At 71.3% G+C, this 14,240-nt stretch carries 11 protein-coding genes; 10 read left to right on the top strand and 1 reads right to left on the bottom strand.

What is annotated here, in order from left to right:
- Positions 1 to 2,558: glycoside hydrolase family 48 protein (locus tag O2L01_RS21220; RefSeq protein ID WP_270124035.1), on the top strand; the 2,558-nt coding region annotated here is incomplete at its 5' end.
- Positions 2,559 to 2,822: 264 nt separating this feature from the next.
- On the opposite strand, the gene O2L01_RS21215 is transcribed toward O2L01_RS21220, so the two are convergent.
- Positions 2,823 to 3,314 carry a DUF1349 domain-containing protein gene (locus O2L01_RS21215; protein ID WP_270124034.1) on the bottom strand — a complete coding sequence of 164 codons (492 nt, stop codon included), beginning with the start codon at positions 3,312 to 3,314 and terminating at the stop codon, positions 2,823 to 2,825.
- A 505-nt stretch (positions 3,315 to 3,819) separates the two neighbouring features.
- On the opposite strand from O2L01_RS21215, the gene O2L01_RS21210 reads away from it, so the two are divergent.
- The 9 genes from O2L01_RS21210 (at position 3,820) to O2L01_RS21170 (ending at position 14,133) form a co-directional block, all read left to right on the top strand.
- Positions 3,820 to 4,248, top strand: coding sequence for a hypothetical protein (locus O2L01_RS21210; RefSeq protein WP_270124033.1), 429 nt, complete (start codon positions 3,820 to 3,822; stop codon positions 4,246 to 4,248).
- Between the two features lie 216 nt (positions 4,249 to 4,464).
- Complete coding sequence (dnaK, locus tag O2L01_RS21205; protein ID WP_270124032.1) at positions 4,465 to 6,306, top strand: molecular chaperone DnaK; 1,842 nt, start codon at positions 4,465 to 4,467, stop codon at positions 6,304 to 6,306.
- Positions 6,303 to 7,091, top strand: a complete 789-nt coding sequence (grpE, locus tag O2L01_RS21200) for a nucleotide exchange factor GrpE (RefSeq protein ID WP_270124031.1) — start codon at positions 6,303 to 6,305, stop codon at positions 7,089 to 7,091. Before dnaK ends, grpE begins: the two co-directional genes overlap by 4 nt.
- Before the next feature lie 38 nt (positions 7,092 to 7,129).
- Positions 7,130 to 8,260, top strand: coding sequence for a molecular chaperone DnaJ (gene dnaJ / locus O2L01_RS21195; RefSeq protein WP_270124030.1), 1,131 nt, complete (start codon positions 7,130 to 7,132; stop codon positions 8,258 to 8,260).
- Entirely contained in the window at positions 8,257 to 9,372 is a 1,116-nt protein-coding gene (locus tag O2L01_RS21190; RefSeq protein ID WP_270124029.1) for a hypothetical protein, read from the top strand. Before dnaJ ends, O2L01_RS21190 begins: the two co-directional genes overlap by 4 nt.
- 188 nt (positions 9,373 to 9,560) lie before the next feature.
- A complete protein-coding gene (locus O2L01_RS21185) occupies positions 9,561 to 9,965 on the top strand; it encodes a heat shock protein transcriptional repressor HspR (protein ID WP_344469286.1) in 405 nt (134 codons plus the stop codon).
- Between the two features lie 230 nt (positions 9,966 to 10,195).
- Entirely contained in the window at positions 10,196 to 11,566 is a 1,371-nt protein-coding gene (locus O2L01_RS21180; protein ID WP_270124027.1) for a hemolysin family protein, read from the top strand.
- Positions 11,563 to 12,597 (top strand): hemolysin family protein, encoded by a 1,035-nt coding sequence (locus O2L01_RS21175; RefSeq protein WP_270124026.1) that lies wholly within the window; start codon positions 11,563 to 11,565, stop codon positions 12,595 to 12,597. The genes O2L01_RS21180 and O2L01_RS21175 overlap by 4 nt, the downstream gene beginning before the upstream one ends.
- A 177-nt stretch (positions 12,598 to 12,774) precedes the next feature.
- Complete coding sequence (locus O2L01_RS21170; protein ID WP_270124025.1) at positions 12,775 to 14,133, top strand: coiled-coil domain-containing protein; 1,359 nt, start codon at positions 12,775 to 12,777, stop codon at positions 14,131 to 14,133.
- Positions 14,134 to 14,240 lie beyond the last annotated feature (107 nt).

The raw sequence follows: 14,240 nt of genomic DNA, 5'->3' as shown, positions 1-14,240 counted from the left end.
CCGCCGCGGTGACGCTGCCGGTCGCCCTCGTGGGCACCTTCGCCGCGGTGGCCGCCCCCCAGGCCTTCGCCAACCCGACCTGCGGCGGTTTCGAATACAACGTCGTCTCCACCTGGGGCGGCGGCTTCCAGGCCAACGTGACCCTGACCGGCGGCAGCGCCGGCCTCAACGGCTGGGACCTCGAATGGCAGTTCCCCGCCGGGACCTCGGTCTCCAGTGCGTGGAACGTCGACTGGAGCCAGAGCGGCGCCACCTTCAAGGGCGGCGACGTCGGCTGGAACGGCACCGTCGCGTCCGGCCAGAAGAAGGAGGTCTTCGGCTTCATCGGGTCCGGTTCGGCCACGGCCCCCACCGGCGTCAAGGTGAACGGTGAGACCTGCGGCAGCGTCACCCCCGTCGAGCCCGAGCTCGAGGTCTCGCGCGCGAACGTCGTGGTCGACGCCGGCGCCACCGCCTCGATCGACGTCGGCTTCTCCGCCGCCACCCGGGCGGCCGCCACGGTGACCACGACGCGCACCTCCGGTTCCACGGCCATCTCGGTCGCCTCCGGCGGTTCGCTCAACTTCGCCGCCGGCGAGACCAACACCAAGCCGGTCACCTTCAGCGCCGGCGCGAACGCCGCGCCCGGCGACTCGGCGACCTTCACGGTATCCGCCCCCGGCTTCGCGCCGCTCCCGGTCGTCGTCACCATCGCCGACCTCGGCGAGGTCACGCAGAACGAAGAGCGCTTCCTCACGATGTACGACCAGCTCGCGGGCGCGGACTCCCCGTACCTGCACGAGACGGGCGTCCCCTACCACTCGGTGGAGGAGCTCATCGTCGAGGCGCCGGACTACGGCCACGAGACCACCTCGGAGGCCCTGAGCTACCAGATGTGGCTCGAGGCGGCCTACGGCCAGGTCACGGGCGACTGGTCCGGGTACAACCAGGCCTGGGACACCGCGGAGACCTACGCGATCCCCGACCTCAACCCGACCAACTACAACCCCAGCTCGCCGGCCTCGTACGCGCCCGAATCGGACGACGTCACGGACTACCCGACCCAGCTGGACTTCAACGCCCCCGTCGGCGACGACCCGCTCGCCGCCGAACTGCGCAGCACATACGGCAGCAACCAGGTGTACGGCATGCACTGGATCCTGGACGTCGACAACGCGTACGGCTTCGGCGAATGCGGCGACGGCACCACGGAACCCGCGTACATGAACACCTTCCAGCGCGGCTCGCAGGAGTCGACCTGGGAGACCGTGGCGCACCCGTCCTGCGAGACCTTCGACTACGGCGGCCCGAACGGCTTCCTGCCGCTCTTCGTCGGCGACTCGCAGTACTCCCAGCAGGAGCGGTACACCGACGCCCCCGACGCCGACGCCCGCGCGATCCAGGTCGCGTGGATGGCCCAGAAGTGGGCCACGGAGCAGGGCGCGCAGAGCCAGATCGCCGGCTCGCTGGACAACGCCTCCAAGATGGGCGACTTCCTGCGGTACGCGTTCGCGGACAAGTACTTCAAGCAGATCGCGGGCGACTGCATCGGCATCGGCACCTGCCCCGACGGGGTCGGCAAGAGCTCGCTGCACTACCTGATCTCCTGGTACTACTCCTGGGGCGCGGGCATGAACGGCGACTGGTCGTTCCGCATCGGCGGTTCCGGCATCCACCAGGGCTACCAGAACCTCATGGCCGCGTACGCCCTCTCCGAGGGCGGCCTCCAGCCGAACTCGCCCACCGGGGCGAGCGACTGGGGCAAGAGCCTCGACGCCCAGCTGGACTTCCTGGAATGGCTCCAGGTCCCGGCCGGGTCGCAGGGCGCCGGCGCCATCGCGGGCGGTGCGACGAACAACTGGGGCGGCAACTACGGCAGCCCCACCACCACCGCCGAGCACAACGGCCTGTACTACGACGAGCAGCCCGTGTGGCACGACCCGCCGTCGAACCGCTGGTTCGGCTTCCAGGTCTGGGGCATGGACCGCGTGGCGCAGTACTGCTACGAGACCGACGACGCCCGCGCCTGCGACATGCTCGACAAGTGGGTCGCCTGGGCGCTCTCGGAGTCGGACATCAGCGCCACGGACTACAGCGTCCCGAACGACCTGGAGTGGAACGGCGAGCCGGGGGCGGGCCTGTCCGCCACCGTGCTGAACATGTCCAAGGACCCGGGTGTGGCCGGCGCGTTCGCGAAGATCCTGTCCTACCACGCGGCCGCCACCGGCGACACCGCGTCGCAGACGGCGGCCTCGAACCTGCTGGACGCGCTCTGGACGCTCAACGACGGCATCGGCGTGACGCAGACCGAGGCCCGGGCGGACTACTGCCGCTTCGGCGACGAGGTCTACATCCCGCCGGGCTTCACCGGCACCATGCCGAACGGCGACGTGCTGGAGAACGGGGTCACGTTCATCGAGACCCGCTCCTTCATGAAGGAGTTCGAGGGCTGGGACCAGGTCCAGGCGTACATCGACGGCGGGTGCTCCGGCCCCGCGCCGGAGTTCGACTACCACCGGTACTGGCACCAGGTCGAGGTCGCGACGGCCTTCCAGACCTACGCCACCCTCTTCGAGTAGGCGACTGAAGCGGCGCCCGGTGACCAAGCCGGGCGCCGCACACACCAAGACGCAGTGAACGGCGCGATCGGTTGCAGGAGCAGCCGATCGCGCCGCCGCGTTGCGTCAGTGCCGCTTTCGTGAGCGGGCTCGCGCCCGCAGGGGTCTCGAGCTGAGCACACAGGTCGGGTCCGCCGGACGGGGATCGCTGGGCCCACCGGGCCCGACCTCTATGCTCAGCGCCTGCTGGCCCCCACCGCCAGTGCGCTGATGTGTTGTTCTCGCCTAGTCGACGTCGATGTCGAGGTCCTGCGCCGCGTCCCAGAAGCTCTCGGAGACCGGGTGGGCGCTGGCGATGCCGGCCATGGCCGGGACGCCGCCGGGGAGGTAGGTCGAGGCGATGGTGGTGTAGTCGACGCCGTCGTCGGCGTGGGCGACGGTGATGGTGCCGCCGGCGCGGATGAGGCGGAGCCAGATCTCGTCCGATTCGGTGTCCACAGGCGACAATGACCAGTTGGTGTGCTCGCGCGTGGTCACCGTGGAGACGAGGTGCTGGCCCCCAAGGTATTCGGCGCCGGTCTTGATCCAGTTGGACTCGTCGACGCGGATGGTCAGCGAGGATTCGGCGTGCTGATGGCGGTGTTCGGGGCGGAACCGCATGGCGATCTCGCCGTCGCCTCGGAGTTCCAGGCCGTAGATGTATACGTGCTCGCGGAGGTGCTCTGCTCCGGCGCTGCGTTTGAAGGTGGTCTTGATCTCGAAGTAGGGAGTGATCAATCCACCGTCAACCGTCCATTGTACTTCTTCTGAAGGAGACTGCATAATCCCATGATGCCACACGTGATCGGGGCGTTTTCGGGCAAAACGGACGTGGTAACCCAAAGTTAATCCATTCTTCGAGTCCGTCACAATTCTGAAACCCCAGCTCAACCTGGATATGCAGCCGAGAGTGCGGTCTCCGTTACGGCCCTTGGAGAATGCACGTCCAGGCCTTCCGGCCGTCCGCCGAAACGCTTGGCGCCCAAAGCCCCGCATCGACGGGCGGGGTTTGGAGCGATGCGCCCCAGGCTACCTGTGCTTCGCGAGAATGCAAACGCGGAAACAGAAGTGAATTTCGGGTTGTGTGATTCGGAATGGCGCGCGAGTTCGTCTCCGTTGCCATCCGCGCCAGGCGGACTGGAGTGCCGACTGCTCATACCCGTGTCCTCGCGGCCTACTCGACCGTTAATCCGGAGAGAGGCGTACGCAGTGCACGGAAGCGAAGGCGAATGAGGGGATCAGCGTGAGCATGCAGCATTCAGCGAGGCAGGCGTCGCACGATGCCGACGCGCCGGAAACGGGCCGCGGCCTGCCGCGCCAGGAGCGCACGCCGCCGCCCCGCCGCTCGCGCCACACGGCCGCGGCCGACGCCGCCGCGAGCGAGATGGTGGTGCCGATCCCGGCCCGCTCGCGCCGCGCCCGCCGCGAAGGCCCCTCGAAGCTCTTCTCCCTGGAGCAGCCCCCGCCTCTCGAAGCGCCCCTGGGGATCACGGAGATCATGGGCTGGTCGCTGGCCTCGGCGATGTGGCGCGACCACCTGCCCGAGCAGCTGCTCGGCATCGACTGCGCCTCGTGCAAGCAGGCCTGGCCGTGCGACACCTGGAAGATCGCGGACGACCTGCTCACCGAGTGCTGCGAGGCCGCCGGCGGCACGCCGGCCGGAGCCCGCTGACTCCCGCTCGCCCCAGGCGCCCCGAAGTTGAGTCGACTCCGCTCAACTTTCGTGCGGTTCATCACAATTCCTGTGATCGACTTGACAGTCGACACCTGTAGTTCGAACATTGAGTCTATCCGGCTCAACTTGGTTCGGGGTTCCCGCCCGGCCGCTTGAGACAGAGACTCGTCTCCAATCCCGGAGACATCTGTTCGACTACGTCAGGAGATCAACATGGCACGTGCGGTCGGTATCGACCTCGGCACGACGAACTCCGTGGTCAGCGTCCTCGAAGGCGGGGAAGCCACGGTCATCACCAACGCCGAGGGGGCCAGGACGACCCCGTCCATCGTCGCGTTCGCGAAGAACGGCGAAGTGCTCGTCGGCGAAGTGGCCAAGCGCCAGGCGGTCACCAACCCGGACCGCACCATCCGCTCCGTCAAGCGCTACATGGGCACCGACTGGACCGTCGACATCGACGGCAAGTCGTACACCGCGCAGGAGATCTCCGCGCGCATCCTCATGAAGCTCAAGCGCGACGCCGAGGCCTACCTGGGCGAGAACGTGACCGACGCGGTCGTCACCGTCCCGGCCTACTTCTCGGACGCGCAGCGCACCGCCACGAAAGAGGCCGGCGAGATCGCGGGCCTGAACGTCCTGCGCATCATCAACGAGCCCACTTCGGCGGCGCTCGCGTACGGCCTGGACAAGGGCGAGGAAGAGCAGACGATCCTCGTCTTCGACCTCGGCGGCGGCACCTTCGACGTGTCCCTGCTGGAGATCGCGGACGGCGTCATCCAGGTGAAGGCCACCTCCGGCGACAACCACCTCGGCGGCGACGACTGGGACGACCGGGTCATCCAGCACCTCGTCAAGACCTTCAACGGCCAGTACGGCGTGGACCTGTCCAAGGACAAGATGGCCATGCAGCGCCTCAAGGAGGCCGCCGAGAAGGCCAAGATCGAGCTGTCCAGCGCCACCAACACCTCGATCAACCTGCCGTACATCACGGCGGGCCCCGACGGGCCGCTGCACCTCGACGTCTCGCTCTCGCGCGCCGAGTTCGAGCAGATGACCTCCGACCTCCTCGACCGCTGCAAGAAGCCGTTCGAGCAGGCCGTCAAGGACGCCGGGATCAACGTCTCCGAGATCGACCACGTCATCCTCGTGGGCGGCTCGACCCGCATGCCGGCCGTCTCGGACCTGGTCAAGCGCCTCATCGGGCGTGACGCGCACAAGGGCGTCAACCCGGACGAGGTCGTCGCCATCGGCGCGACCCTGCAGGCCGGCGTCCTCAAGGGCGAGGTCAAGGACGTGCTGCTCCTCGACGTCACGCCGCTGAGCCTCGGCATCGAGACCAAGGGCGGGATCTTCACCAAGCTCATCGAGCGCAACACGACGATCCCGACGAAGCGCTCGGAGGTCTTCACGACCGCCGACGACAACCAGCCCTCGGTGCTCATCCAGGTCTTCCAGGGCGAGCGCGAGATCGCGGCCTACAACAAGAAGCTCGGCACCTTCGAGCTGACCGGCCTGCCGCCGGCGCCGCGCGGCGTCCCGCAGATCGAGGTCACCTTCGACATCGACGCGAACGGCATCGTGAACGTCTCCGCGAAGGACTCCGCGACCGGCAAGGCCCAGTCGATGACCATCTCGGGCGGTTCGAGCCTGGCCCAGGACGACATCCAGCGGATGATGGCCGAGGCCCAGGAGCACGCCGAGGAGGACCGGCAGCGCAAGGAGGAGGCCGAGGCCCGCAACATGGGCGAGTCGCTGGTCTACCAGACCGAGAAGCTGCTGGCCGAGTCCGGGGACAAGATCCCGGACGACCTCAAGGGCCGCATCAACGACGCCACCGGCACCCTCAAGGGCGCCTTGGGCGGCAGCGACATCGAGGCGATCAAGACCGCCACCGAGGAGCTGTCCAAGGTCTCCCAGGAGGCCGGCCAGGCGATGTACGCCGCGGCGCAGGCCGAACAGGGGTCGCAGGCCTCGGCCGCCCCGAACACGGACGCTCCTGGCGCCGATGACGTCGTCGACGCCGAGATCGTCGACGACGACAAGGACCAGAAGTGACGGACGAAGGCAACAGGGAAGCCGACGACCGACCGGACGACGCCGACGGTACTGACGGCGGCACTGGCAGCGGCACCGGCAGCGGCGCTGACGAGCTGACCGTGGACGACATCCTCGCGGCCGCCTCGGACGACGGCCAGGCCGCCGACGACGCGGTGCTGGTGCTCCAGTCCACGGTCGAGGAGCGCACGCGCGACCTGCAGCGGATCACCGCCGAGTTCCAGAACTACCGCAAGCGCGTCGAGCGGGACAAGGCCCGCTCCGGCGAGCTGGCGACGGCCGCGGTGCTGCAGAGCCTGCTGCCGGTGCTCGACGACCTGGACCGGGCGCGGGACCACGGGGACCTCAACGGCCCCTTCGGTTCCGTGGCCGAACAGTTGTGGAACGCGCTCGCCAAGCACGGGCTGGAGTCCTTCGGCACGAAGGGCGACGCGTTCGACCCGCAGGTCCACGAGGCCGTGGCGCACATGCAGATGCCGGGGGTCGACGGACCGACCTGCATCGACGTGATGCGCTCGGGCTACCGCCTCGGCGACAAGCTCCTGCGCCCCGCCCTCGTGGCGGTCGCGGAGCCCGCCGAGGACGCGGTCCCCGCCGAGGCCGACCCGGAGCCGGAGGCCCCTGAGGCCGAAGCGCCGGAAGCGGACGGCGACGAGGCCGAGGAGGCCGCCGACGAAGAGGCGGTCGCCGCGGCCGAGGGCGAGGGCATGACCGAGTCCGAGCCGGACGAGGCCCCAGAAGGCAAGGGCAAGAAGAAGAAGGACAAGGGCGGCAAGGACTCCTAGTCCCGCCCGACGGATGAGAGCAAGTAAGGAGGCGTCCCGTGGCATCGCAGGAATGGCTTGAGAAGGACTTCTACGCCATACTCGGCGTGCCGCAGGACGCCTCCAAGAAGGACATCGAGCGGGCGTACCGCAAGCTCGCGCGGGAGCTGCACCCCGACCACAACCCGGACCCGGCCGCCGAGGAGCGCTTCAAGGGCGTCTCGGAGGCCTACTCGGTGCTGCACGACGACAAGGCCCGCAAGGAGTACGACCAGATCCAGCTGATGAAGTCCGGCAGGGGCGGGTTCGGGGGGATGCCGGGCGGCGCGGGCGGCGTCAACCTGGAGGACCTGTTCGGCAACACCGGCGGCTCGGGCGGGTTCACGGACCTGTTCGGCGACCTCTTCCGCGGCAGCGGCGGCGGTTCGCACCGGCGCCGCAGCGGCGCCCAGCGCGGCAACGACCTGCGCACCCACATCACCCTCGACTTCGCCGACGCGGTGAAGGGCACCACGACCGAGCTGCGCATGCGCACGCCGGGCGAGTGCGAGACCTGCCACGGCTCGGGCGCGAAGCCCGGCACGGCCCCGACGACCTGCCCCCGCTGCAGCGGCCGCGGCCTGATCACGGAGAACCAGGGCGCGTTCAGCTTCGCGCAGCCCTGCCCCGAGTGCGAGGGCACCGGCACCGTGGTCACCGACCCGTGCCCGGACTGCGGCGGCACGGGCGCGACCACGAAGGACCGCATCATCACCGTCCGCGTCCCGGTGGGCATCAGCGACGGCCAGTCGATCCGCCTGGCCGGCCGCGGCGCCCCGGGCGAGCGCGGCGGCCCCGCCGGCGACCTGCTGGTGAAGGTCGCGGTCCGGACGCACCCGCTGTTCGGCCGCGACGCCGACAACGTGACCGTCCGTCTGCCGGTCTCCTTCCCGGAGGCCGCGATGGGCGCGAAGGTGAAAGTCCCGACCCTCGACGGGCCGGTGACCCTGAAGATCCCCGAAGGCACCCCGACGGGGCGCGTGCTGCGCGTCAAGGGCCGGGGCGTGCCCGGCAAAGGCGACCTGCTCGTGACGGTGGACGTCGAAGTGCCCCATGCGCTTTCGTCCGAGGCCCGCGAGGCCCTGGAGAAGTACGCGGCCGCGGCACCGCCCGCCGACCGCTCGAAACTGGAAGCGCTGACGGGCCAATGACCGCCAAGGCGAGGAACGCGACCCGCAACCCGGCGCTCCCGCGCCCGGCCCGCTGGCGCGCCCGCACGGCGCGCGAAGCGGCGGTCGTTCCCGCCTTGAGCGACTTCGGCACCGACCCTGGGGGGGACCCGCCGCGCGACTCCGTGCTCCAGCGTCCGGGCGGCGGGCGTGCGGCCCGATCCGCGACGGCCCCCCGCGGGAACCGGGGCCCGGCGAAGGACGCGGGCCGTCCCGCCGCACCGGCACCCGCCGCATCGCACGCGACGCCGGAGCCGACCGGTCGCCCCGGGGTGCTCCGAGGCGTGCGGCGTCTGCCGTCGCAGCTCGCGCGCCCGATCACGGGCCGCGTCTCGGCGGCGCGCCGCGAACGGGAGGCCGGTGCCGAGGGCGCGGGCTGGATCCGGCGCTTCCCGTCGCCGGTGCCCCGTACGGCGAAGCGACCCGAGTCCGCTGAGCGCGAGGGCGGCCCCGGCCCGGCCGACGCCGACCGGCCGCGTGAACGGGTCGAGCGCGACGCGGGGGACCGGTCGCGCGGTCGCATGCGCCTGGGCCGCAAGCCGCGTGCCGCGCGGCCCGCCGACTGGATCCCGGTCCGCTACCGCGTGGCGAGGGCGGTCGGTGCGGCGGCGAGTGCGCTGCCCGAGTCCCGCGCCGTGCGAGTGGGGACCGCGGTGGCCGAACTCGTCGCGGCGAACCAGGGCGCCATCAAGGCCGGGCTCACCGCCGCGAGCGTGGTCCCGGTGCTGCGCCCGTACGTGAAGGTCGCCGCGACCGCCATGGGCGCCATCGCCGTCGCGCGGCGCGTCGCCCGCGCCAAGAACGCGGCCGCCGATGTCGCCGCCGCCTTCCGCGGCCCCGCTGCGCCCGGGATGGCCCACGCGGGCAACGGCTTCGGCCTCGACGCCAAGGCCGTGCCGCCCGCTCGCGCGGGCGACGCCGCGGGCGCGTCGGCCGTCCCCCCGCATGCGGGCGGGCGGGCCTCGGACGCCACCGGGGACCGTGCACCGGCGACGGAAGGGCGCGACCCGGAAGAACCCGACCCGTCCGCGGCGTTGCAACCGTTGCGCCGCAGTGACGCGCAAGCCAGTACCGAGCAAGGGAGGGAACCGTGACCGCACCCGACCGAACCGGCCCGGTCTCCGGGCCCGGCCGCGGCAACGGCCGCGGCGCCGAAGGCGACGCCGAGCGCGCCGCCCGCCGCGCGGACGACCGCCCCGCCGACCGCGGGCCCGACATGGGCGCCCGCCACCAGGTGCGCATCGAGATCGCCTTCCAGCGCGAGCTGCCCGACGGCCTGCGCATGCCCGGGGGCGAGATCGACTACGACGCCAAGATCCTCGCGATCTCGGCGGCCGCGGAGATGGCCGGGATGCACCCGCAGACCCTCCGCCAGTACGACCGCCTCGGCCTCGTCGAGCCCGCCCGCACGCCCGGCGGCGGCCGCCGCTACTCCGTGCGGGACGTGACGCGGCTGCGCGAGATCCAGCGCCTGTCCCAGGACGAGGGCGTGAACCTCGCCGGCATCAAGCGGATCATGGACCTGGAGCGCGAAGTGCAGGCCGTGCGCGCCGAGGCGAACGCGGCCGTCGAAGAGCTCGCCCGCGAGCTCCAGCGCGCCCGCGCGCAGCTCGCGGACCTGCGGGCGATGGCCGGCCCGTTTGGACGTTCGACCGACATCGTCTTGTGGCGGGGCGAACAAAGATGACCGCTTGCCATCGTTCTCCGTCCCGTTAAGATCGGGCCCATGCGACGAAAACGACGGCGCTCGATCACGGCTCGCAAGCCGCGCCGAGACCGACATCGAAGTCCCCGGCCCGGCGGCGGCGATCCGCTCCGGGCTCCGGAACCGCACTGTACCGCCGCGCCCCGCAGCACTGCCGCGCACGGCAGTGGCGCCGCGCGACGCAGTGCCGCACTGACGCAGGGGCGTGAGCGATGCTCATAGCCGTCGGGCTGGTCATCATCCTGGCCGTCACCGCCGCCACGGGCTTCTTCGTGGCGCTCGAATTCGCCTACACCGCCGTCGACAAGTCCCGCCTCGAGGACATCGCGAACGACGGCGACCCGCGCCGCGCCTCCCGCGCCCGCCGGGCCCTCAAGATCTGCTCGTCCCTGTCGTTCGCGCTCTCGGGCGCGCAACTGGGCATCACGGTCACCGCGCTCTTCGTCGGTTTCTTCGCCGAGCCCTACCTCGGCCGGGGCCTCGCCGAGCTCCTCGGCGTCGCGGGCGTCCCCGCCGGCGTCTCGGTCACCATCGGCGTCGTCTTCGCGTTCGTGTTCGCGAACGTCGTCCAGATGATCCTCGGCGAGCTCGGCCCCAAGAACCTCGCGATCGCCCGCACCGAAGCGCTCGCGCTCTCGCTGGCCGCGCCCACGAACGCCTACCTCACGGTGTGCGGGCCGATCATCCGGTTCTTCGACGCCGCCTCCACGAAGCTGCTGCGCCGCTTGGGCATCCAGCCGGTCGAAGAGCTCGAGCACAACGCCACCCCCGAGGACCTCCACCGCATCATCGACGTCTCCCGCGACGAGGGCGCCCTCGACCGGGGCCTCTCCGAACTCCTCGACCGCGGCCTCGACTTCTCGGCCACCGTGGCCGACCAGGCCATGACCCCGCGCGTGAACGTCCAGACCCTCTCGGCCGACGCCACCGTCGCCGCCGCGGTCGAAGCGCTCGCCGGGGGCCACTCGCGCTTCCCGGTCGTCGGCGACGACGTGGACGACCTGCGCGGCGTGGTCGGCATCGGCCAGATCATCGGCGTCCCCCGCGAGGACCGCGACTCGGTCACCGTCGGCGCGATCGCCCACCCGGCGCTGCTCGTGCCCGCCTCCCTGCCGCTCCCGACCCTGTTGGAGCGCATGCGGAGCCAGCACCGCCAGCTCGCGTGCGTCGTGGACGAGTTCGGCGGCTTCGCCGGCATCGTCACCCTCGAGGACCTCGCCGAAGAGCTCGTCGGGGAGATCCGCGACGAGCAGGACCGCTTCGAGGCCGTCCCGGTCTCGCTCGCGGGCGGCGCCTGGCTCATCCCCGGGCGCTGGCGCATCGACGAGGTCGCCGACGCCACGGGCATCGAACTGCCCGAGGGCGAGCACTACGAGACCATCGCGGGGCTCGTCATGGCCCAGCTCGGCCGCATCGCCCACCCGGGCGACACGGTCGACGTGGACACCGTGCCCGGCGTCGGCGACGCCGACGAGCACCCGGACAACGCGCCCCGCCGGGTGCGCCTGGTCGTCGTGTCCTGCTCCCGCCATGTGCCGCAAGCGATCGAGCTGCGGCCCCAGCCGGTGGAGGTGGACGCGTGAGCACCGGTCCCGCACTCTTGATCTCGGCACTCCTGCTGGCCGCCAACGCGTTCTTCGTCGCCGCCGAGTTCGCCCTCGTGGCGTCCCGGCAGCACCGGCTCGAACAGGACGGCTCCCGGGCCGCCCGGGCCGCCTTGCGCGGCACCAGGAACCTCTCGCTGATGCTCGCGGGCGCGCAGCTCGGCATCACCGCGTGCACCGTCGGCCTCGGCGCGCTCGCCGAGCCGGCGCTGGCGCACGCGATCGAGGTGCCGCTGGAGGCCATCGGCCTCGAGGCGGCGGCGCATGCGATCGCGTTCACGATCGCGCTGCTCGTGGTCGTGTTCCTGCACATGGTCGTGGGCGAGATGATGCCGAAGTCGTGGGCGATCACCCACCCGGAGGCGTCGGCGATGGCGCTCATCTGGCCGTTCACCGGCTACGTGTGGGCGACGAAGCCGATCCTCTTGGGCCTCAACCACGGCGCGAACGCGCTGCTGCGGATCTTCAAGGTCGAGCCGGCCGACGAGAAGGCCCAGGCGCACTCGCCGGAGGAGCTGCGGTACCTGCTGCGGTCCTCGGCGGAGGCGGGGATGCTCGGCGAGCCGGAGCACCAGATGCTCACGCACGCCATCGAAGTGCAGCGCCGCCCGGTGGGCGAGCTGTCGATCCCGTGGCCGGAGGTCGTGACGATCCCGGCCGGGTCGACCGCGGTGCAGGCCGAGGAGCGCAGCCGCGACACGGGCCGCTCGCGCCTGGTCGTGGTCGACGCGGAGCATCGCCCCGTGGGGCTCGTCCACGTGCGCGAGGCCGTGCAGGCCGAGCCGGGCGCCGCGATCACCGACCTGGCGGCCGCGCCGCTCCTGGTGGACGCCGAGACGACCGTGGCGGCGGCGGTGGCGCTCATGCGCCGCCAGCGCGCCCAGCTCGCCCTGGTGACGGGCGCGCGCCGGGAGGTCACGGGCCTGGTCGCGATGGAGGACCTGCTCGAGGAGATCATGGGCGACTTCTACGACGAGACCGACAGCGTCGTTCAGGAGCGCGGTCGCTAACGATTCGAACAGCACGACAGGGCCTCGCCGGAGCTTCGGTTCCGGTTGAGGCCCTTTGGTTTGCTCCGGGCTGGACGTTCTCGACGCGACACGCGGCGCGGGCGTGTTCCTCTCCGGTTTCGGGCCCTTCAGGCGTGATCATGATTCATCAACCGTTTCCTGTGACTCTGGAAGACCATGTCGAAATTCTTCGAGGAATCCGGGCCCGAATTCGCTGTCGCCATGCGCGGCTACGACCGCAATCAGGTCGAAGAGTTCACTTCCCGGCTGTACCAGAACATCAAGACCCACGAGCAGCACCGCGACGAGGCGTCGCGGGCATTGGAGGCCGCTGAGCAGCAGCTCCGCCGCGCCGAGGAGCGGATCTCCGCGCTGGAGCGCCGCGTGACCGACCGGGCCACGCAGATCGCCGAGGCCGAGGCCCCGACACTGGCCGGGCTCGGCGCGCGCGTCGAGAAGATCCTGCGCGCCGCCGAGCAGGACGCGGGCGTCCAGAAGGCCGACGCGAAGCGCCAGGCCGCGGCGATGCTGAACGAGGCGCGCGCCGAGGCCGAGTCGATGATGCGCACGGCCCACACGGAGGCCGCCGAGATCACGGCCACCACCGACCAGGACGTCACGGAGATCCGCGCCCGAGCGGTGAACGAGACGACCGAGCTGCGCGAGAACGCCCGCCGCAACCACGATCTGGCCCTTGCCGACGCCCACCGCGAGGCGCAGACGGCGCAGTCGCAGTCGCGCGCGGAGGCCGAGAAGACCCGCTCGCAGGCCGAGCGGGAGATCGCGGTCCAGCGGGCCACGGCCGAGCGCGAGGTCACCGAGTTGAAGGCGCATGCCGCCCGCGAGTCGGACGAGCAGCGCAACGCCGCGCAGCGGCTCCTGGCCGAGGCCGCCGAGCACCGCAAGAAGAAGACGCAGGAGCTCATCCTGGCGGAGGCGGACCGGCGCGAGCGGGCGCAGAAGGAGGAGGCCGACCGGCACCAGCAGGCGATCGCGACCGCGCAGCGGATCGTGTCGGAGGCGGAGGACCGGTTGGCGCTGGCCGAGGAGCGGGCCCGCAGTGCGGAGAACCGTTCGGTGGAGCGCCGCGAGGAGGCCGACCAGCAGGCGAAGGACGCGCTGCACCGCGCGGTCGAGCAGTCGAAGGTCGTGAAGGCCGACGCGGCGAAGGAGGCGGAGCGGTTGCGCCGCACCGCCGAGGAGCGGGCCGCCGAGCGCGTGCACCCGCTGGCCGAGGAGGTCGAGGCGTTGTCGCGCCAGCGCGACAGTGCGGGTTCGAACCTGACGGATCTGCGCCGTCAGCTGGGTCTGGTCTCGGGCGAGGAGGAGCCGACGCTCGCGGGGTCGTCGGCGGGGTCGTCGAGTTCGTTGAGTGCGTCGAGCGGGTCGGGCTTCGACCTGCCGTCGGCGGGCAGCGGGTACGAGTCGCCGATGTCGCTGGGGGTCTTCGAGTCCGAGTCGGCGCCGCTGCCGATCAACAAGCAGCGGGACGGTTCGGACATGGACCGGACGCAGCAGTTGCCGGTGGTCCGCTAGCGGGTACGCCGGATTCGAGAAGCAGTGCCGCGGGGGCCCGGGGGGGGGGGGGGGGGGGGGGCCCCGGCGCCCCCCCCCCCCCCCGCGGGCGCGGGCCGGGGTGGGAA

The sequence above is a fragment of the Glycomyces lechevalierae genome, from assembly GCF_027622945.1.
Taxonomy (GTDB): Bacteria; Actinomycetota; Actinomycetes; order Mycobacteriales; family Micromonosporaceae; genus Glycomyces; species Glycomyces rutgersensis.
The sequence above is the reverse complement of the archived record's forward strand: the minus strand, read 5'-3'. Positions and strand labels throughout refer to the sequence as shown.